Origin of the sequence: Paludibacillus litoralis, assembly GCF_037646705.1 — a bacterium.
Taxonomy (GTDB): domain Bacteria; phylum Pseudomonadota; class Alphaproteobacteria; order Rhodobacterales; family Rhodobacteraceae; genus Pikeienuella; species Pikeienuella litoralis.
In genome coordinates this window covers 52,530-71,450 of the sequence record NZ_JBBHER010000001.1, presented here as the reverse complement: position 1 = coordinate 71,450, position 18,921 = coordinate 52,530, and the positions used below count along the sequence as shown (strand labels likewise).

The 18,921-nt window shown below is 69.1% G+C and carries 17 protein-coding genes; 7 read left to right on the top strand and 10 right to left on the bottom strand.

Going from position 1 to position 18,921, the window contains the following annotated elements; all coding sequences use genetic code 11:
- Positions 1-43 precede the first annotated feature (43 nt).
- Positions 44-1,396 (top strand): chromosomal replication initiator protein DnaA, encoded by a 1,353-nt coding sequence (dnaA, locus tag WG921_RS00330; RefSeq protein WP_340107171.1) that lies wholly within the window; start codon positions 44-46, stop codon positions 1,394-1,396.
- 6 nt (positions 1,397-1,402) lie between these two features.
- On the opposite strand, the gene WG921_RS00325 is transcribed toward dnaA, so the two are convergent.
- Complete coding sequence (locus WG921_RS00325) at positions 1,403-2,623, bottom strand: NAD(P)/FAD-dependent oxidoreductase (RefSeq protein ID WP_340107170.1); 1,221 nt, start codon at positions 2,621-2,623, stop codon at positions 1,403-1,405.
- A 164-nt stretch (positions 2,624-2,787) separates the two neighbouring features.
- Here WG921_RS00325 and WG921_RS00320 point away from each other — a divergent pair, with 164 nt between their 5' ends.
- Positions 2,788-4,659: an OmpA family protein gene (locus WG921_RS00320; RefSeq protein WP_340107169.1), complete on the top strand. Its 1,872-nt coding sequence runs from the start codon at positions 2,788-2,790 to the stop codon at positions 4,657-4,659.
- Positions 4,656-4,964, top strand: coding sequence for a hypothetical protein (locus WG921_RS00315; RefSeq protein ID WP_340107168.1), 309 nt, complete (start codon positions 4,656-4,658; stop codon positions 4,962-4,964). The genes WG921_RS00320 and WG921_RS00315 overlap by 4 nt, the downstream gene beginning before the upstream one ends.
- A gap of 12 nt (positions 4,965-4,976) precedes the next feature.
- Here the strand turns inward: WG921_RS00315 and WG921_RS00310 are convergent, their stop codons facing one another.
- Genes WG921_RS00310 through WG921_RS00295 form a run of 4 tightly spaced genes read right to left on the bottom strand, consistent with a single transcriptional unit; the run spans position 4,977 to position 9,220 of the window.
- Positions 4,977-5,549, bottom strand: a complete 573-nt coding sequence (locus WG921_RS00310; protein ID WP_340107167.1) for a PqiC family protein — start codon at positions 5,547-5,549, stop codon at positions 4,977-4,979.
- Between the two features lie 5 nt (positions 5,550-5,554).
- Positions 5,555-7,972, bottom strand: a complete 2,418-nt coding sequence (locus tag WG921_RS00305; protein ID WP_340107166.1) for a PqiB family protein — start codon at positions 7,970-7,972, stop codon at positions 5,555-5,557.
- Positions 7,965-8,594, bottom strand: coding sequence for a paraquat-inducible protein A (locus WG921_RS00300; RefSeq protein WP_340107165.1), 630 nt, complete (start codon positions 8,592-8,594; stop codon positions 7,965-7,967). The genes WG921_RS00305 and WG921_RS00300 overlap by 8 nt, the downstream gene beginning before the upstream one ends.
- Entirely contained in the window at positions 8,591-9,220 is a 630-nt protein-coding gene (locus tag WG921_RS00295) for a paraquat-inducible protein A (RefSeq protein ID WP_340107164.1), read from the bottom strand. The genes WG921_RS00300 and WG921_RS00295 overlap by 4 nt, the downstream gene beginning before the upstream one ends.
- Before the next feature lie 272 nt (positions 9,221-9,492).
- On the opposite strand from WG921_RS00295, the gene WG921_RS00290 reads away from it, so the two are divergent.
- A complete protein-coding gene (locus WG921_RS00290) occupies positions 9,493-10,101 on the top strand; it encodes a TRAP transporter small permease subunit (RefSeq protein WP_340107163.1) in 609 nt (202 codons plus the stop codon).
- Positions 10,094-11,884 (top strand): TRAP transporter large permease, encoded by a 1,791-nt coding sequence (locus WG921_RS00285; protein WP_340107162.1) that lies wholly within the window; start codon positions 10,094-10,096, stop codon positions 11,882-11,884. The genes WG921_RS00290 and WG921_RS00285 overlap by 8 nt, the downstream gene beginning before the upstream one ends.
- 70 nt (positions 11,885-11,954) lie before the next feature.
- On the opposite strand, the gene WG921_RS00280 is transcribed toward WG921_RS00285, so the two are convergent.
- Positions 11,955-13,073: a TRAP transporter substrate-binding protein gene (locus tag WG921_RS00280; protein WP_340107161.1), complete on the bottom strand. Its 1,119-nt coding sequence runs from the start codon at positions 13,071-13,073 to the stop codon at positions 11,955-11,957.
- 382 nt (positions 13,074-13,455) lie between these two features.
- Positions 13,456-13,965, bottom strand: coding sequence for an SH3 domain-containing protein (locus WG921_RS00275; RefSeq protein WP_340107160.1), 510 nt, complete (start codon positions 13,963-13,965; stop codon positions 13,456-13,458).
- A 94-nt stretch (positions 13,966-14,059) separates the two neighbouring features.
- Between WG921_RS00275 and WG921_RS00270 the strand changes: the two genes are divergently transcribed.
- Entirely contained in the window at positions 14,060-15,055 is a 996-nt protein-coding gene (locus tag WG921_RS00270; RefSeq protein ID WP_340107159.1) for a 2-hydroxyacid dehydrogenase, read from the top strand.
- Between the two features lie 33 nt (positions 15,056-15,088).
- On the opposite strand, the gene WG921_RS00265 is transcribed toward WG921_RS00270, so the two are convergent.
- The 3 genes from WG921_RS00265 to ftsY all read right to left on the bottom strand — a co-directional run bounded on the left by WG921_RS00265 (position 15,089) and on the right by ftsY (position 18,111).
- On the bottom strand, positions 15,089-15,685 hold the full coding sequence (locus tag WG921_RS00265) for a septation protein A (protein ID WP_340107158.1): 597 nt from the start codon (positions 15,683-15,685) through the stop codon (positions 15,089-15,091).
- Between the two features lie 48 nt (positions 15,686-15,733).
- Entirely contained in the window at positions 15,734-16,636 is a 903-nt protein-coding gene (locus tag WG921_RS00260) for a DMT family transporter (RefSeq protein WP_340107318.1), read from the bottom strand.
- Between the two features lie 407 nt (positions 16,637-17,043).
- Positions 17,044-18,111: a signal recognition particle-docking protein FtsY gene (gene ftsY / locus WG921_RS00255; RefSeq protein ID WP_340107317.1), complete on the bottom strand. Its 1,068-nt coding sequence runs from the start codon at positions 18,109-18,111 to the stop codon at positions 17,044-17,046.
- Positions 18,112-18,265: 154 nt separating this feature from the next.
- Here ftsY and WG921_RS00250 point away from each other — a divergent pair, with 154 nt between their 5' ends.
- The gene (locus WG921_RS00250; protein ID WP_340107157.1) at positions 18,266-18,901 is read left to right on the top strand and encodes a GntR family transcriptional regulator; all 636 of its coding nucleotides are present in this window, start codon (positions 18,266-18,268) and stop codon (positions 18,899-18,901) included.
- Positions 18,902-18,921 lie beyond the last annotated feature (20 nt).

The following is an 18,921-nucleotide window of genomic DNA, read 5'->3' as shown; positions in this document are numbered from 1 at the left end:
CGGCCCGGCGCGCCATGCGCGAAAGACAGCGGGGAGTGCTTCGATGACGAGTCAAGACGCTCGGGTGTGGGCTGACGCGTGCGGGATCGTGAAGACCGAGATCGGCGCCGCGGCCTGGGGCAGGTGGATCAAGCCGCTGACCTTTTGCGGCCTCGCCGCGGACACCGCGCGGCTCGAGGCGCCGTCGGAGTTCGTCGCCGATTGGGTCCGCCGGCATTACGCCGGTGAAATTTCCTCCGCGCTCAACGAGGCGGGCGGGCGCTGCGCGCAGGTCGTCGTGGCCGCCGGCGCCGCCAGTCCGCCCAATGGCGCGCCGCGAAGCCCGGATGGCGACGCGCCCGAACCCGCCGCAGCGCTCCGCTCCGCCCCGCTGGAGCGGCGCTTCACCTTTGACGAATTCATCGTCGGGCGCCCGAACGAGCTGGCCTACGCGGCGTCGCGCCGTGTCGCGGAAGACGATAGCGTAGTGTACAATCCGGTCTTCCTTCACGGCGGGGTCGGGCTCGGCAAGACCCATCTCATGCACGCGATCTCGTGGCGGATCGCCGAGCGCACGCCGGCGCGCAACGTGCTGTATCTTTCCGCGGAACAGTTCATGTATCGCTTCATTCAGGCGATCCGGAAAGACAACACCATCGCCTTCAAGGAGCAGTTCCGTTCAGTCGACGTCCTGATGGTCGACGACGTGCAGTTCATCGCCGGAAAGAACTCCACGCAGATCGAGTTCTTTCACACATTCAACGCGCTGATCGACAGCGGCAAGCAGATCGTCATCTCGGGCGACCGCGCGCCGGGCGACATCGAACATCTGGAGGACCGGATCCGCTCCCGGTTGCAATGGGGGCTGGTCGTCGACATCCATCCGACCGATTACGAGCTTCGGCTCGGCATCCTCCAATCCAAGGTCGAGATCGCGCTGGCGCGCGAGCCATCGGTCAAGTTCGACCCCAAGGTGCTGGAGCTTCTGGCGCACAGGATTTCGTCGAACGTCCGCGTGCTCGAAGGCGCGCTGACGCGGCTCTTCGCGTTCGCCTCGCTCGTCGGCCGCGAGGTCACGCTCGACATGGCCCAGGAGTGCCTTGCGGACCTCCTTCGCGCTTCGGACCGCAAGGTCACGATCGACGAGATCATGCGCAAGGTGGCGGAGCATTATAACCTGCGCCTCACGGACATGACCTCCCCGAGGCGCGCGCGCGCCATCGCGCGGCCGCGTCAGGTGGCGATGTATCTGGCGAAAACGCTGACCTCCAAGAGCCTGCCGGAGATCGGCCGCAAATTCGGCGGCCGCGACCACACGACGGTGATGCACGCGGTCAAGCGGGTCGAATCGCTGACCGACACCGACAGCCAGATGGCTGAGGACGTCGAACTGCTTCGCCGGATGCTGGAGGCCTGAACCGCCTCAGCCCGCGACGGCGAGCAGGCTTTTCACCTCGACCGCCGGATCCGACGCCATCTCGGGCGGCGGGCTTTTCCCCGCTTCGATGAGCCGCTTGCCGACCATATAGGCGCGCGGATCGTTCATCGCATCGACCGCGATCAACCGGTCGCCGCGGTAATACCAGACCGACTGCGCGCCATTCGCCCCCGGGCGGAGAAACGTGCGCTCATAGCCCCGGTTCAGCCCGGCGATCTGAAGTTTCACGTCGTATTGATCGGACCAGAACCACGGCGTCGGCGCATAGGAGACGGCCTCGCCCAGCATCGCCGCCGCCGCCGCCTCGGCCTGGTCGATGGCGTTCTGCACGCATTCCAGCCGGACCCGCTGGCCTCCATAGGGGAAGGAGGCGCAATCGCCGGCGGCGAAGATCGCCGGGTCCGAGGTCCGCCCCGCCGCGTCCACCTCGATCCCGTCGCCAACCATGAGCCCCGCCGCCGCCGCCAGCTCCTGATTCGGCAGGACGCCGACGCCGACCAACGCGAAATCGATGTCGAGCGTCTCCCCCGTGGAGAGCGCCGCGCGCGTCACCCGGTCAGCGCCCTCAAGCCGCTCGAGCGCGACCCCTTCCCGGATCGCGACGCCATGGCGCTGATGGAGCGCGCGGAAATAGGCCGAAGTCTCCGGCGCCGCGACCCGCTGAAGGATCCGGTCCGCAAGCTCGATGAGCGTGACGCGGAGCCCGCGAAGCGCCGCCACCGCCGCCGCCTCCAGCCCGATATAGCCGCCGCCGACGATCAGCACGCGCGCGCCGGCGCGAAATTCGGCCGCCATCGCGTCGACATCGCCAAGCGTCCGCACCGGATAGACGCCGCCAAGCGCGCCGCCGATCGTCGCCGGCAAAAGCCGTGGACGCGCGCCCGTGGTCAGCGCCAGACGGTCATAGGCGAGCGTCCGCCCGTCGCTGAGCGTCACCTCGCGCGCCGTCCGGTCGATCCGGGCGGCGGCGAGTCCGGTGAGCAGCGCGATCTTCTGGTCGGCGTAATATTCGGCCGGGCGAAGATAGAGCCGCGCCTCCTCCATCTCGCCGAGAAGGTATTTCTTGGAAAGCGGCGGGCGTTGATAGGGCGGCGCGGGCTCCTCGCAGACGAGCGTCAGCGGCCCTTGATGACCAAGCGCGCGCAGCTTCGCCGCCATCGCCGCGCCGGCCTGTCCGCCGCCGATAATGACGATCCGCTGTTTCATGGTCCGCTCCGCCCGGCTTCGCGGCGGAGCATAACGGCGGCGGCGCGGCCCGTAAACGCACCCGCTTCCGGGGCGCGCCGACCCGTGCTAAGCCGCGACCATGCGCGTGACATCGACGAGTGCGAATACTGGAAGGCCGCCCGGCCCGGAACGGAGCGTGCGGCGTGGCTGACAGGTGGCGCAAGGCCGCGCCGATCCTTCTTGCGGCCGCGGTCGCAGTCGGGCTCGCGGGGTTTCATGGCGCGCGGCTGCTCGAAGATGGCGCGCGCGCCCGGGCTGAAGCCGCGCTCTCCGCGGAAGGGTGGTCCTGGGCGGGCGTCGACGCCGACGGCCTGCGCCTCACTCTGACCGGAGAGGCGCCGAACGAGATCGCGCGCGCCGAGGCGCTGACGCTGCTGGCCCAGACTGCGGGAGCAACGCGCCCCTTCCGCGCGATCATCCTCAACGGCGCGACGATCCGGCCGGCTGCGGGCGCGGGCGCGGCGGCGCCTGAGGCGACTGTCACGATCATGCGCGGCGCGGGCGATCTCACGATCATCGGGGCGGCCCCCGGCGCCGGCGCGCAAGCCGCGTTGGCGGCGGCGCTCGGCGACGCGGCGCCGGCGCTCGCGCTCAGCGATCTCAGCCGCGCGGACGCGGCGCCCGGCCCCCGCGACTGGGCCGCGATCGCCCGCCCCGCCGCGGAGATCGCCGCGAACCTGACCCATGGGCGGGTGGAGCTGACGCCAGGCCGGCTCGCGCTCTCCGGCATCGCCCGCGACGATGGCGGCCGCGACCGGATCGAGGCCGCGATGGCGAAGGTGGAGGCGGCGGGCTGGACGGTCCGCTCCGACCTCGCGCCCGCGCCGGCGCCGGCGGCGACGTTCGTCATCCGCGCGGAGACCGGCCCCGGCGCCGCCGGCCTGACGACCTGCGCCGCGTCCGACGCCGACGAGGCCGCGCGGATCATCGCGCTGGCGGCGCCTCTTGGCGGCGCGCCCGCCGCTTGCGCCGTCGGCCCCGGGGCGCCTCCGGACTGGGGCGCGGCGGCGGAGGCGGCGCTCGCCGCGCTCGCGGCGCTCCCGGCGGGCGAAGTGAGCCTGATCGGCCAGCGCGCCCGCCTCACGGCGAGGCCCCCAACCACCCGGCGCGCCTTTCAACAGGCGGCGGCGGATCTGCGGAAGGCGCTGCCGCCGTCCTATCGGCTGGCCAGCCTGTCCTCCGCCGACCTCGCCGCGCCCGAACCGCCCGCCGCCGCCCCGCCGCCGCCCGCGGACGCCGCCGCAGCGCCGGACGCGGTTCTCACGCTCTCGCTCGACGGCGCGCGGCTCCGGATTTCAGGCGCCGCGCCCGATTTGCTGACCGGGGAGAGCCTCGCGGCCTACGCCCGCGCGACGGCGCCCGGCGACGAGGTCGAAACCGCGTTGACCTATGGCGGCGCGTTCCCGCCCGGCTGGCGCGGCGCGGCGATGGCGATGATCGCCGCCCTTTCGCAACTGGAGAGCGGCGAAGGCCGGCTGGACGCCGACGCCGCCCTGATCGAGGGGGTGGCTCTGGACCCGCTCGTCATCTCCGCCGTTCAGCAGCGGCTCGCCGAAGGCGCGGAGCCCGCCATCAGCGCAAAGACCCGGATCACGGTCTCGCCCGCGCGGCTGGCGGCGGCGGAGCCGTTGCCGGCGTCGCGCTGCGCCAGCGAGTTGACCGCCGTCGCCGCGGCCGATCCGATCGGCTTCGCGCCGGGCTCGGCCGACATCGATCCCTCCAGCGCGCCGGTGCTCGCCCGTCTCGCGGAGACGCTCGGGCGCTGCGCCGGCGGGCCGATCGAAATCGCCGGCCACACCGATTCTCAGGGCTCGGAATCCGGCAATCTCCGGCTCAGCCGGGCGCGGGCGGAAGCGGTTCTCGCCGCGCTTCTGCAAGCCGGAGCGCGGCTGAACATGCTTACGGCGGAGGGATATGGCGAAGCGGAGCCGATCGCCGACAACGCCACCGAGGCGGGGCGGGCGCAAAACCGCCGGATCGAGTTCAGGAATCTTGCGAAGGAGGGAACGCGATGACCCGCGCGGAGATTGCGATCGCCATCGCCGGCGCGCTGCTGGCGGCGTTTCTTGTCGGTTGGCTCGCGCATTCCCTCTGGTTGCGCCTCATCTCCGCGTCGTCTCCTCGCAGCGATCGCGCGGACGAGCTGGCCGCCGAATTGCTGACGACCGAAGCCGACCGCGACCGGATCTCCGCCGAGGCGCGGCTCGCGCAGGAGAAGGCGGCCGCCGCGCTCCGCGAACGGGAGGCCGAGCTTCAGGCGGCGATGGAGGCGCTGGGCGCCGCAAGGAGCGAAATCGAGGCGCTCAGGCGCGGCGGCTGACCGAGCCTCCGCTCAATATGCGTCCGCGGCGCCGGCGATGAGCTGCGCCAGTTCAGCCAGCGCGGCGGCGTAGGCCGCCGTGAGCGCGGCGTAGTCGTCGCCTTCGACAGGGGCGGTGATGGCGAAGGGCGTGGTCGCCGCGCCGCCGCGCCGGTCCGCGCGGGAGATGGTGAGCTGACCGACCAGATCGACGTCGCCGCCAAGCCCGCCGAGAAAGCGATCGACATCCACAGTCGCGATCAGGTCCGGCGCCGCCCCTTGCGGCCAGGGGTCCGCGTAGGCGGGCGCGCCCCGGATCGCCGCGAGCCGCCGCGCCAGAAGGCGGGTCGCGGCGCGCGGCGGCTCCTCCGCCCAGCGCCGCTCATCCGCCGCGGTGATCGCGCCGCTCTCGTCCTGCGCGGCGATCTGCAGGCGGCGCGCATAGAGCGGCAACGCGATCTCGCGCAGCCCGATCGAAGCCCCGCCGCTTTCCGCCGGAGGGGCCGCGGCGCCTTTCGGCGCCTCGAGAAGATAGAGAGACGGCGCCGGCGCGGCCATGCACGCGGCGACGGCGAGGGGTGCGAGAAGCGTGAAAATACGGCGCATGATGTTCATTTCCCGATGATCAGGGCGTTCGGCTGGCGCTCGACCAGATCGGCGAGATCGCTGATCGCCCGCGCCGCGTCGCGGATTTCGCGGATCGCGGCGACGGTCTCGTAATTCAGCTCCGAGCCGACATCGACGGAGGCGAGGATATCGTCCGTCCGCGCCGCGAGCGTGGAGAGCCGCCGGATCAGCTCCGGCGTTCCTTCGGTCGCGCGCCTCACCGCCGTGGTGGCCGCGTCGAGGCTCTTGAGCGCGGCGGCGGCGGTTCCGGCGAGATCATCCTCGCGGAGACGGTCCAGCAGCGCGGCGCTGGCGGTGAGCGCCGCCGTCGCCGAAGCCGGCAGCTCCGTCGCGCCCGGCGCGGCGAGGATCTCACGGAGCGCGGCGGCCGTCGCCGCGGCCTCGCCGGAGAAACGCCTGAGCGCCGGATCGTCGAACAGCGCCCGCGCCGCCCGCAGCGCGCCCGAGAGCTCCGCCGCCGCGTTCTCCTGCTCAAGGGCCTGAACCAGCGCGCGCGCGGACGCGACTCCAGCCGTCAATTCCGCCGGGGCGGCGCGAAGCGCCGGATCGTCCAGCAAGCTCCCGAGCGACGCGAGCGCGGCGTTCAGCGCCTCCGGCGTCGCCCGCAGAGCCGGGTCGGACAAGAGCGCCTCCAACGCGTCGAGCGCGGCCACCGCCCGCTCCGGCGCCGCTTGCAACGCCGGAGCGGACAGAAGCGCGGCGGCGGCGGCGGACGCCTCGTCAAGCCGCCCCGCCAGCCCGGCGAGCGCCGGATCCTCCAGCCGGGCGCGAAGCGCGGCGGCGGCGGCGGCGGACTCTCCCGCAAGGTCGGAGGCGTCCAGCGTCTCCGCGACAGCGCGCAGGCTGGCCAGCGCCGCGGCCAGATCGGCGCGCGCGGAGGCGACTTCATCCGACTCCAGGAGCGCGTTCAGCCGCGCCAGAAGCGCCGCCGCCTCATCCGGCGCGGCGGCGAGACCGGGAGAGGCCAGGAGCGCCGTCGCCGCGTCCAGCGCGGCCACCATGCTTTTCGGGGCCGCGCGCACCCCGTCGGAGGCGATCAGCGTGTTGATGTTCTCGAGCAGGATCACCGCATTGTCGAAAATCGCCTCGATCGGCAATTGATCCACCCGCCGGAGCACGCCCTGGACCGAGCCGGTGATCTCATCAAGATCGGAGGGGACCGCCGGGAGCAGCGGGCGCCCCTCATCTCCGCGCCTCAGCGTCGCCGGAGGCGAATCCGGCGCATCGACGAGCCGTACGATCAATTCGCCCGTCAGGAGGCTGCCCTGCGTCAGTTGCGCCCGGAGCCCATCGGCGACGGCGCGCTCCATGAATCTCAGCGCGCCGGCCACGTCGCCCTCCTCAAGGCCGAGAAGCGACGGCGCGATCGCGACTGTGGTCCGGGTCGAGAAGGTTCCGGCGTCCGCGTCGATCTGCGCCGCGATCCCCGAGACCCGGCCGACGCGAATGCCCTCATGCTCCACCGGCGCGCCGGTCGAAAGGCCCCGCACCGAGCGGCCGAAATAGACATCGAGCAGGAGCTGCTCGCCCGGGTCCGTCTCCATCACCTCGGAACGGGCGTCGCGCGGCGTGTCGTAAAGCGTATAGACATGGCCGGCCTCCACCGGCTCCGCCGTCCCGTCCGAGAAATCCCGGAACGCCGCTCCGCCTTGCAAAAGCGAGGACAGGGATCCGATGCGAAACTGCGCCCCATCGGCGCCGAAGCTGATGTCCACTCCGGAAACGACCCAGAACCGGGTCCCCTCCGTCAATCTGGCGTCGTTCGGCGCATTGATGAACACGTCGAACTCGACGCCCTCGCCATCCGGGGTGAGGCGCTTGGATTCGACCCGCCCGACCTCGACCCGGCGGAAGAAGATCGGCGCGCCGACTGACAGCGCCCCGCCGTCGGGGCTGCGCAGCCGGACGCGCTTTCCGGGCGTGTCGCTCGGCGTCAGGGGAGGGTCGTTCAGCCCGATGAAGACACGCTGAGCCACGCCCGGCGCCGCGTCCCACGCGCCCTCGACATAGACGCCGGAGATCACCGTCTCGAGACCGCTGACCCCGCGGGAGGAGACTTCGGGGCGCACCACCCAGAATTCCGCCTCGCTGTCGATATAGCGGGCGATGTCCGGGTCGATGCGGAAAAGCGTGATGACGCGGGTCAGATCGTCGGAAAAGCGAAGGTCCTCCAGCCGCCCGACCTCGACATTCTTGTACCGCAGCGCGGTTTCGCCCACGCTCAGCCCGGCGGCGGTCGGGAAGGAGATCTCGATCATGGGCCCGCGCTCGGCGTAATCGCGCCAGAGCAGAGCGAGCGCGATGATCACCGCGATCAGCGGGAACACCCAGATCAGCGCGACCGTCCGGCGCGGCGTCGGCTCCATATCCGGCGGAACCGGGCCCGGGTTCGACTCAGCCATGCCGCCCTCCGATCCGGTCCCAGATCAGGCGCGGGTCAAACGCGCGCGCCGAAAACATCGTACAGGCGACGGAAAGCGCGAAGAGCGCCGCCGCCGGCCCCGGCTCGAGCCGGGCGAGAAAGCCCATTTGCACCAGCGCGGCGAGAATAGCGACGACGAAAACATCGATCATCGACCAGCGGCCGATGAACTCCACCGCTTCGTAAAGGCCGATGGCGCGCTTCGCGCCAAGCGCCGGGCCGCCGCCCGCCATCAACGCCAGCCGGGCGATGATGAGAAACTTCGTGATCGGAATCACGACGCTGGCGAAGAAGACGATCGCGGCCACCCCCCAGGCGCCGTGCGTGGCGAGATCGACCACGCCGCCGACGATGGTGCTGCCGCTCACCCGGCCGAGATAGGTGGAGATCAGCATCGGATGAAGATTGGCCGGGATGTAAAGCGCGAGCCCCGCGATCAGCCAGAACCAGACCGCCGCGAGACTGCGCCGCCCATCGCGGGGCAGATGCGCGCCGCACCGCCGGCACACATGCGCGCCGGCCGGCGCCGCGAGCCCGCAGATCTCGCAGCCGACGCGGCGCGAGCCGCGCGCCGTCAGAAACGGGCGCGCCGCCGCGCTCATGACAGGATCCGCCAGATCGTCCGCCGACAAAGCGCCGTGTCCTCGTAAAGCGCGACCGCCGCAAGCGCGACGAAGAGCCAGAACGCGGCGCCGAGCCCGACAATCGCCATGCCCGAGATCTTCACCAGCGCCACCGCGACCCCGATGATGAAGATCTCCATCATCGACCAGGGCCTGAGTTCGATCGCCAGCCGAAACGCGGCGCGGGCCTGCGGGGCGGGCGCGAAGCCGAGCCTGATCGGCGCCAGGACCCAGAGCAGCGCCAGCGCGCGCGCCAGCGGCAGGGCGACGACCATGGCGCCGACCGCGACCGCGAGAGGCCACGCCTCCCCGCCGGCGGCGATGATCGCGTCGAACACGGCCGCGTCCCGGTGCCGACCGGCGGCCTCGATCGTGATGAACGGCAGAAACACCGCCGCCGCCAGCAACACGACCGTGGAGATCGCCGCCGCCAGCACGCTGTCGAGCGCCCCGGCCCGCTCCGTCGTCAGCACCGCTCCGCAGCGCGGACAGCGCGCCCGCGCGCCCGGCCTCATCGGCGGCTCGACAAGCAGCGCGTCGCACGCATGGCATGCGATCAGCGCCGGATCGGGCTCTGGAGCGAAAACAGGCGCGTCAACAGCCAACTGCGGCGGCCTCTGGTTGGTCGCGCCGCCGGCTGCGGCGCAGAGGAAGAAAAACACGGATCGGCCGGCGAATCCAGAAGCTCCTCCCGCCGCGCCCGGTCGAAACGCAGGGGGCGCATCACTATTCGGGACGCTTTCTCCTTGGCGCGCCTTCGAACTCGTTTAAAATAGGGGGGTATGCAGGGACCATGACGCTCCCCATCAGTCGGCGCGCGCCGTCTTCAATCGGGATTCTCGTCTTTGCGCCATATTTGACAGGGGGCAGAGCAACCATGAAACCCGTCCTGAAGCTGTCGCGGGCCATCGACAGAGCGACAGCCTGGGTCGGGAGTTGGGTCGCCTGGCTGATCCTCGTCGCGATCCTGGTCAGCGCCGTCAACGCCACCGTCCGGAAGTTCTTCAACATCTCCTCCAACGCCTGGCTGGAGCTGCAATGGTATCTCTACGGCGCAGTCTTCATGATGGCCGCCGCCGCCGCCTTGCAAAAGAACGAGCATGTCCGGATCGACGTCGTCTCCGCCCACCTGTCCCAGCGCGCGCGGGACTGGATCGACCTCATCTGTCATATCTGCTTTCTGACGCCGTTCGTCGTCCTGATGAGCTGGCTGTCCTGGCCGTTCTTCCTGCGCTCCTACGCGACCGGCGAGCAATCTATGAACGCGGGCGGGTTGATCCTCTGGCCCGCCAAGATATTCATTCTGCTTGGTTTTGTCCTGCTGACCTTCCAGGCGCTCTCGGAGATCATCAAGAAGATCGCGGTCTTGCGCAGCGACATCCCCCCGCCCGGCGGCGGCCGGGAGGACGCGCCGCCGGAGGCGCATGAACTCGTCGCCGGCTATCGCGACGACGCCGCGATCGGCGGAGGAGATCGGCGTGCTTGATCTCATCGCCCACAATCTCGCGCCGATCATGTTCATCACCGTCATGGGGATGTTGCTGCTCGGCTATCCGGTCGCGCTCACCCTGGCGGCGGGAGGCCTGGGATTTTTCGTCATCGGCGTCGGCCTCTCCGAGATCGCCCCCGGAGAAATCAATCTGTTCTGGCCGCTCCTCGGCGCGTTGCCCGAACGGGTGTTCGGGATCATGAACAACGACACCCTTCTCGCGATCCCGTTTTTCACCTTCATGGGGTTGATTCTGGAACGCTCCGGCATGGCCGAGGATCTGCTCGAGACGATCGGGCAGCTGTTCGGCCCGATTCGCGGCGGGCTCGCCTACGCCGTCATCCTCGTCGGCGCCCTGCTCGCCGCGACGACCGGCGTCGTCGCGGCCTCGGTCATCGCGATGGGGCTGATTTCATTGCCGATCATGCAGCGCTTCGGCTACAACGCGTCGGTGGCGACCGGCTCGATCGCGGCGGCCGGGACGCTGGCGCAGATCGTGCCGCCGTCGCTGGTGCTGATCGTGATGGCCGACCAGCTCGGCGTCTCCGTCGGCGACATGTATGTCGGCGCGATCTGGCCCGCCCTCATCATCATCTCGATCTACTGCGCATGGATCTTCGTGCTCTCGTTGATCCGGCCCGCCTGGGTTCCGGCGCTGCCGGCCGAAGAGCGCACGCTCGGGCATGGCGTCACGTCGCTGCTGGTGGCGTTTGGCGCCGTCGTCGCGCTTTATTACGCCGCGCATCACACCGTCTTCGCCGAGCTGAGCGACGAGAACCGGCTGGTCCTGTCCGCGACGCTCGCCGTCGTGACCGTGTATTTCGCGGCGCTCCTCAACCGCGCGCTGAAGCTCCATGTGATGTCGAAGCTGGCCGAGCAGGTGATCATCGTGCTGATCCCGCCGCTGGCGCTGATCTTTCTTGTGCTGGGGACGATCTTTCTCGGCGTCGCCACTCCGACCGAAGGCGGCGCGATGGGGGCGGTCGGCGCGCTGGTGATGGCGCTGGCCAAACGGCGGCTCGACCTTGCGACGCTCCGCTCGTCGATCGAGGCGACGACGACGCTTTCCGCCTTCGTCATGTTCATCCTGATCGGCGCGCGGGTGTTCGGCCTGACATTTTACGGGGTCAACGGAAATGTCTGGCTGGAGGAGCTGATGCTCGGCCTGCCTGGCGGCGAATTCGGCTTCCTGCTCGTGGTCACGGTCGTCATTTTCATCCTCGGCTGCTTTCTCGACTTCTTCGAGATCGCGTTCATCCTCGTGCCGCTTCTGGCCCCGATCGCCCAGACGCTCGGGATCGATCTGGTGTGGTTCGGGGTGATCCTCGGGATCAATCTCCAGACAAGTTTTCTGACGCCGCCCTTCGGGTTTTCACTGTTCTACCTGCGCTCCGTGACCCCGACGGAGCCGTGGCGCGACGACAAGAGCGGCGCGACCCTCCCCGCGATCAGGACCACCCAGATCTACAAGGGCGTGGCGCCGTTCATCGTGATCCAGTTCACGATGATCATGCTGGTGATCTCCTTCCCCTATCTGGTGATGCACTACAAAACCGAACCTCTCGCCATTCCGGACGAGCCGGTCCGGATCGCGCCGGCCTCCGGCGGCGGGCTCGGCCTGCCGACGGGGGACGGCGCATCCGGCGGGGCGACGGACACGGGCGGCGGCATCGGCCTGCCTCCGCTGGATTTCGGAGGCGGGTCCGACGCGCCCGAGCCGTCCGTTCCTGAAAGTGGAGAGGGCGGGGTCGACCTCTCGCAACCGCCATCCTTCGATTGAGGCCCTGAACGAAAAAAGGCCCGCATGGGAATCCCCATGCGAGCCGTCTCAGCCGTCCGGGCGAGGAGCGTCAGCCGCCCATCTTCAGCGCGCCTTCACGCTGCTTGACCATCATGAACGTGTCGTAGGTGTATTCCGCCACCTGTTGCCAGAGATAGGTCTCCGCGCGGAACGCCATCATCGAATCGTAGATCTTCTTGAAGGCCGCGTTTTTCGCGGTGATGTCGGCGTAGACCTCGGTCGAGGCCTTGAACGACGCCTCCATCACATCCTGCGGGAAGGGGCGAAGCTTCGCCCCCTTGCTGATCAGCTGCCGGAGCGCGGTCGGGTTCTTGTAGTCGTATTCGGCCATCATCTGCTGCGACGCCGCGGTCGAGGCGGTCTTGAGCAGGCTCTTGTAGGCGTCCGGCAGCTCGTTCCACTTGTCGAGATTGATGAACGCGTTGAGCTCCAGATTTCCTTCCCACCAGCCGGGATAGTAGTAATACGGCGCGACCTTGTAGAAGCCCAGTTTCTCATCGTCATAAGGGCCGATCCACTCGGCCGCGTCGATGGTGCCCCGCTCCAGCGAGGGATAGATATCGCCGCCGGCGATCTGCTGCGGCACGACGCCCATCTTCTCCATCATCTGACCGGCGAGGCCGGCGATCCGCATCTTCAGGCCCTTCATGTCGTCGAGCGAGTTGATCTCCTTGCGGAACCAGCCGCCCATCTGCGTGCCGGTGCCGCCGGCGCCGAGATAGTGGATTCCCTGGCCGTGATAGAATTCGTTCAGAAGCTCATAGCCGCCGCCGTAATGCAGCCAGGCCCGCATCCCGCGCGTGTTGAGACCGAATGGGATGACCGCGCCCATGGCGTAGGTCGGATCCTTTCCGACATAGTAATAGGCGGCGGTGTGGCACATCTCGACCGTGCCGTTGATCACGGCGTCGGCGGCCTGAAGGCCAGGGACGAGTTCGCCGGCGGCGTAGACCTGAATGGTGAAATTGCCGTCCGTCGCTTCCGAGACGTATCGGGCGATATCCTCCGCGCCGCCGTAGATCGTGTCGAGCGATTTGGGAAAGGACGACGTGCAGCGCCACTGAACCTTCGGCAGGCTCTGCGCGATGGCCGGCGCCGCAAGCGTCGCGCCGAGGCCGGCGCCGGCCGCGCCCAGCGCGCCCGCGCGAATGAATTTCCGACGATCCATAATATATACCCCCAATCTATTGATGGTGCTCCGCTCGTGGTCCGGCGGAAGTACACAAGCGGATAAAATGACCGAGCCCGCCAGATGTCAAATCGCGGGAGCAATCCTTTATAAGTATGCAGGCGTCGATTGGCGATTAATTCAAGTTAATCATCCAATTGCCGGGCGAAATCGCCATCCCGTCAACGAAGGGTCCCGATGCGAAAACATGATGAGGTCGCGTGCGGCCGAAGACATCGACCAGAATCGGCGCCCGACTCAGCGCGTGTTGAGGAAGGCGGCTTCGCCGGGATGGCGCGGCGTGAGTCGCGGAGCCCCGGATGCGGGCGGGACCCCGCCGCCCCCTTGTCCGCCGCGCCCAAAAATGCGCGGCGCGGCCGGCCTAGTCGAAAACCTCGTCCGGGCCCGCGCCCCAGATCTCCGACTTCAAGACCCAGCCATCATTGGCGCCGGCGGAGACTTCGCACCAGTCCGGCTCGCATTTCTCGATCGAGAGGATCACCCCCGCCTCAGCCAGCGCGGCGAGTGGGGCGCCGCGCTCCGGCGCCTCGCGAAGGGCGGCGCGCGGCGCGGTGACGACGGCGGAGCGCGCGCCGCGCAGCATCGCGAAATGCACCCAGCCGCCAGCGTCGTCGACATCGCGGACCTTCCGCCAATGGCCGTATTCCGCCACGATCTCGAGCGGCATGCCGCGCCGGACGAAGACCCAGTCGATCCTGTGCGTCAGCCCCGGCCCGCGGCGGACGTTCGCCTTCTCGGTCTTGAGGCTGACATAGCGCGGCAGGGGCAGGTTCGTCTCCGGGCCGAGCGTCTCCGCGCGCGCCGCAATCGCCAGCGCCGCCGCCAAAAGCGCCGCCACCGCCGCACGCGCCGCGCCCTTCGATCTCAACATGCCCGCGCCTCGTCGCCCGATCGGTTTCTTGTGCCGCTTCAGCGCATACAATATCACGGCTTCACGCCCTTGTCGCAACCTGAAGGCTCGCCCCATGCAAGATCGCCCGCCGCACCGTCTCTCCGTGATCGTGACGCGCCGTCTACCCGAGCCGGTGGAGACGCGCCTGCGAGAGCTTTTCGACGTGACGCTGAACGAGAGCGACACGCCGATGGATTCCGCCCAACTCGCCGACGCGATGCGCCGGGCGGATGTGCTGGTCCCGACCCTGACCGACGAGATCGACCACAAGATCCTCGGCCAGGCCGGCGAACGCCTGAAACTGATCGCGAATTACGGCGCCGGCTTCGATCATATCGACGTCGAGACCGCGCGCCGGCGCGGCATCCTCGTCACCAACACGCCGGGCGTGCTGACCGAGGACACCGCGGACATGACCATGGCGATGATCCTCGCGGTGCCGCGGCGGATCGCCGAGGGCGCCGCGCTGATCCAGTCCGGCGACTGGGCCGGCTGGTCGCCGACCGCGCTGATGGGCCGGCGGGTGAGCGGAAAGCGGCTCGGCATTCTCGGCATGGGCCGGATCGGTCAGGCGGTCGCGCGCCGGGCGCGGGCGTTCGGGATGCAGGTGCATTACCACAACCGGCGCCGGCTGCATGGCGACATCGAAGCCGAGCTGGAGGCGACCTATTGGGAGAGCCTCGACCAGATGCTGGCGCGGATGGACGTGGTCAGCGTGAATTGCCCGCACACGCCCGCGACCTATCACCTCCTGAACGCGCGGCGGCTGAAGCTGCTGAAGCCGACGGCCTATATCGTCAACACCGCGCGCGGCGAGATCGTGGACGAGAACGCGCTGACGCGGATGCTGGTGCGGGGCGAGCTGGCGGGGGCCGGGCTCGACGTGTTCGAGCGCGCGCCGGCGGTGAACCCGAAGCTGATGGCGCAGCCGAACGTGATGCTCCTGCCGCACATGAGCTCGGCGACGGAGGAAGGCCGGATCGAGATGGGCGAGAAGGTCATCATCAACATCAAGACCTTCGCCGACGGGCACCGCCCGCCCGATCAGGTGCTCCCGTCGATGCTCTGAGCCGTGGAGCCCTGAACGCCCGGGGTCCGATGCTCAGGGCTCCGGCGGCGTGTGATGGCGAAGAAACTTCATCTGCGACAGGATGAACGCCAGCGTGACGACCGGGCTGCCGAACGTCTTGAAGTTGACCCAGAAGCTTTCTGACGTTCCGCGCCAGATCGCCTCGTTCAAGAGCGCCATGAAGACGAAGAAGAGCGCCCAGCGCCGGGTGAAGCCCATCCAGCCCTCATCCGTCAGCGGCAGAAGCTCGCCCATCAGGTATTTCAGGTAGGACCGCCCGCGCAGAAGCCCCCAGCCGAGAAGCGCGGCGAAGATCAGATTCACGATCGTCGGCTTCATCTTGATGAAGGTGGCGTCGTTCAGCCAGATCGTCAGCCCGCCAAAGACCACCACCACCACCGCGGTGACCACCGCCGTGCGCGGCAGATGCCGCGTCAGCGCCCAGGAAATCGCCAGCGAGACCAGAATCGCCGGGATGAACGCGATGGTCGCCACCACGACGCCGCCATAAAGCTCCCCGAGAATCATCACGTCGTGGTCCGAATAGGCCCGGTAGGTGAGAAAGAATATCGCCAGCGGCCCGAATTCGAGGCCGAGACGAACGAGGGGGTGGATTTCTTTCGCGCTCATGAAGCGGGGCTTACCCGAAAACCGCCCCGGCGGAAAGCCGATGCGCGCTCAGCCGAATTCGACCAGCACCGCGCCAAGCGCGATCAACGCCATCAGCCCGGCGCGGATCGGCCCCACCTCCTCCTTCAGGAACGCCCAGCCGATGATCGCGGCGAAGACCACCGAGGTCTCGCGAAGCGCGGCGGCCTCGCCGACCTTGTCGAGCCGGGTGGCCAGCATGACCGAGCCGAAGCTGACGAAGGCGATTATCGACGCGATGAATCCGCGCCGCAGCAACGGCCCGAGCGGCGGCCGCGTTTTGCTCCGGCGCCAGAGCGTGAACGACAGGACCGGAAAGAAGAGCCCGTCGACGACGAAGAACCAGAGCAGGAAGGTGAATGGGTTCTCCGCCACGCGAATCCCCCATGCGTCATAGGTGGTGTAGAGCGCGGTGAAGACGCCGGTGACGAACGCGAGAATCAGCGCGTTGACCAGCGTCTCCCTGCCGATGCGGATGCGGCGAAGATTGACCCCCGCCAGCGCCATGATCGCGAGCGAGAGCAGAAGCACGCCGCTCCACTGGCCGAGCCGGAACGTCTCGCCGAAGACCACCCCGGCGAAAATCACCGTCGCCAGCGGGCTGACGCCCCGGACCACCGGATAGACCACCGTGAAGGCGCCCCGCGCATAGGCCGCCGCGAGAAGCAGCTTGTAGCCGCTGTGGATCCCGAACGCGCCGGCGAGAACCAGCGCCAGCTCCCGCGAGGGAAGCGGGACGAGGAGCAGCGCGAGCGGCAGCGCCAGCACGCAATTCCAGACGTCGATCGCGCCGCGAATCAGCCAGGGGTCGACGCCCCTGCCTTTCTGGAGCGCGCCGAAGACCGCATGCGCCACCGCGGAGGTGAGCGCGAGCACGAGCGCGACCCTCCCGCCCGTCTCCGTCGCCTCGATCGACAAGATCCAGTCGGCCAACATCGCGCCATTCCCCCCAGTCGCGCGCTCGAGTCCGCGCGCGATGAGACGCGATTACAGGAAATACGCCGGCCGCGCACGGCAAAGCGGCCATGCTCGGAGCGGTCAGGTCGCGCTCAGGTCGGCGCGCCCGCGGTCAACGTTCGTAGACGGGATCTCGCGTCAGCTCCCAGCCGACCGAATCACGCTGGCCCTCCTGAGGCGCGCGCGGCCGGCTTCTCGGCCGATATGGCACATATGCGCAGGCCCCCGCAGGAACCGAATCCAGCGCCAGATCCAGAACGGATTCAGGCGTTTCGTCGTCACGTTTGATCATCGCCCCAGCCCCACAACATCCCGAACAGCCAAGCAAAACGCACTAGCCACGCTATTATGACATAATTGTGGAAAGATTGACGTGATAAATCTTACATTCCGGGCTCGATCCCGACGAGCGCGGCGGCGAACTCCTCCGGATCGAAGGGCGACAGGTCGTCGATCTGCTCGCCGACGCCGATGGCGTGGATCGGCAGGCCGAACCGGTCCGCCAGCGCGACCAGCACGCCGCCGCGCGCGGTTCCGTCGAGTTTGGTCATCACCAGGCCCGAGACGGCCGCGATCTTCTGGAAGATCTCCACCTGCGCGAGGGCGTTCTGCCCCGTCGTCGCGTCCAGAACGAGAAGCGTGTTGTGCGGCGCCTTCGGGTCCTTCTTCCGAATCACGCGCACGATCTTCTCGAGCTCGGCCATCAGATCGGCGCGATTCTGGAGCCGGCCGGCGGTGTCGATCAGCAGAATATCCGCGCCCTCCTTCTCGGCCCGCGTCATCGCCTCGAAGGCGAGCGAGGCGGGGTCGGACCCTTCGGGCGCCGTCATGACCGGCGCCCCCGCGCGCTCCCCCCAGACCTGCAACTGCTCGACGGCGGCGGCGCGGAACGTGTCTCCGGCGGCGATGATCACCGATTTCCCCGCGCCTCTCAGCTGGCTCGCCAGCTTGCCGATCGTCGTCGTCTTGCCCGAGCCGTTGACGCCGACCACCAGCACCACCTGCGGTTTCACGCCATAGAGCGGCAGCGGCCGGGCGACCGGGGCGAGGATGCGCGCCACCTCCGCCGCCAGGAGGGTCTTGATCTCCTCCGCGCCGAGCCGCTTGCCGAAGCGGCCCTCGGCCATCGCCGCCGCGACCCGCATCGCCGTCTCGACGCCCATGTCCGCCCCGATCAGAAGCTCCTCCAGATCGTTGAGCATGGCGTCGTCGAGGACCCGTCCGCGCTCCGCGCCGCGGCCGCCGACCGCGCCGGCGAGCCGCTGCGCGAGACCGGGCTTCGCCGCCTCAGGCGCCGGCGCCGGCCGGGATGGAGATACGGGCTTGGCCTCGGGCGGGGAGTCGGGCGCGGGCGCGGCGGGCGCTTCGGCGCCCACCAGCGCGTCCACCCCGTCGTCGAGCCGCGAGGACGACTTGAGCAGCCGATCCTTCAGCTTGCGGAAGAAACTCATCGCCGCGCCTGCGCCTCCTCGTTCTCGCCTATTCTGAATCGCCGCCTCCTGATAGCGGCTCGCCTCCGACTTGACCACCGCCGCCGCGCCGGGCGGCGCCTTGCGCGCCGCCGCCGGCGCGGGCATGTCTCCCATGGAGAGGTGGGAGCGGGCGATGGTTTCGGAGACGGACGAAAAGGAGCTTCACGAACGGATCCTCGCCGCCATCGACGGCGGCGAATACCCGCCGGGCGCGCGGCTGCTGGAGGCCGAGCTCGCCGCCCGTTTCGGCGTGAGCCGCACCCCGGTCCGCGAAGCGCTGCGGCGGCTGGAGACGGAAGGCGTCGTGCAGCATCAGGCGCGCAGGGGCGCCGTCGTCGCCTCGCTCGATTATGATCAGGTCGGCGAACTCTACGCGGTCCGGGAGGTGATGGAGGGGCTGGCGGCCCGACTGGCCGCGCATCACGCCTCGGCGCCCGAAATCGCGCTCCTCTACGACATGATCGCCGCCGATGAGCGGGTCTCCGCGCCGAAATCGCTGGCCCAGGCGAACAAACGCTTCCACCGCCAGCTGCATCTCTCCAGCCATAACCGCTACCTGATCGAGACGCTGGGGCCGGTGCGCCGCTCGCTCTCGCTCCTCGGCGACACCACCTTTTCGGCGCCGGGGCGGGCGGAGACCTCGAACGCCGAACATCGGCTGATCGTCGACGCGATCGCGGCGCGGGACGGCGCGGCGGCCGAAGCCGCGGCGCGCCGCCATATCGTCAGCGCCTACGCGGTGCGGCTGCGCTTGGAAGCCGCGAGATGACCGCCTAAACTGCCCGTAAA

What these genes read in the sequence shown, in the direction of transcription:
- dnaA (WP_340107171.1), top strand. Translation starts at nt 44, where the DNA reads ATGACGAGTCAAGACGCTCGGGTGTGGGCTGACGCGTGCGGGATCGTG.
- WG921_RS00325 (WP_340107170.1), bottom strand. Translation starts at nt 2,623, where the DNA reads ATGAAACAGCGGATCGTCATTATCGGCGGCGGACAGGCCGGCGCGGCG.
- WG921_RS00315 (WP_340107168.1), top strand. Translation starts at nt 4,656, where the DNA reads ATGACCCGCGCGGAGATTGCGATCGCCATCGCCGGCGCGCTGCTGGCG.
- WG921_RS00310 (WP_340107167.1), bottom strand. Translation starts at nt 5,549, where the DNA reads ATGCGCCGTATTTTCACGCTTCTCGCACCCCTCGCCGTCGCCGCGTGC.
- WG921_RS00305 (WP_340107166.1), bottom strand. Translation starts at nt 7,972, where the DNA reads ATGGCTGAGTCGAACCCGGGCCCGGTTCCGCCGGATATGGAGCCGACG.
- WG921_RS00300 (WP_340107165.1), bottom strand. Translation starts at nt 8,594, where the DNA reads ATGAGCGCGGCGGCGCGCCCGTTTCTGACGGCGCGCGGCTCGCGCCGC.
- WG921_RS00290 (WP_340107163.1), top strand. Translation starts at nt 9,493, where the DNA reads ATGAAACCCGTCCTGAAGCTGTCGCGGGCCATCGACAGAGCGACAGCC.
- WG921_RS00280 (WP_340107161.1), bottom strand. Translation starts at nt 13,073, where the DNA reads ATGGATCGTCGGAAATTCATTCGCGCGGGCGCGCTGGGCGCGGCCGGC.
- WG921_RS00275 (WP_340107160.1), bottom strand. Translation starts at nt 13,965, where the DNA reads ATGTTGAGATCGAAGGGCGCGGCGCGTGCGGCGGTGGCGGCGCTTTTG.
- WG921_RS00270 (WP_340107159.1), top strand. Translation starts at nt 14,060, where the DNA reads ATGCAAGATCGCCCGCCGCACCGTCTCTCCGTGATCGTGACGCGCCGT.
- WG921_RS00265 (WP_340107158.1), bottom strand. Translation starts at nt 15,685, where the DNA reads ATGAGCGCGAAAGAAATCCACCCCCTCGTTCGTCTCGGCCTCGAATTC.
- ftsY (WP_340107317.1), bottom strand. Translation starts at nt 18,111, where the DNA reads ATGAGTTTCTTCCGCAAGCTGAAGGATCGGCTGCTCAAGTCGTCCTCG.
- WG921_RS00250 (WP_340107157.1), top strand. Translation starts at nt 18,266, where the DNA reads ATGGTTTCGGAGACGGACGAAAAGGAGCTTCACGAACGGATCCTCGCC.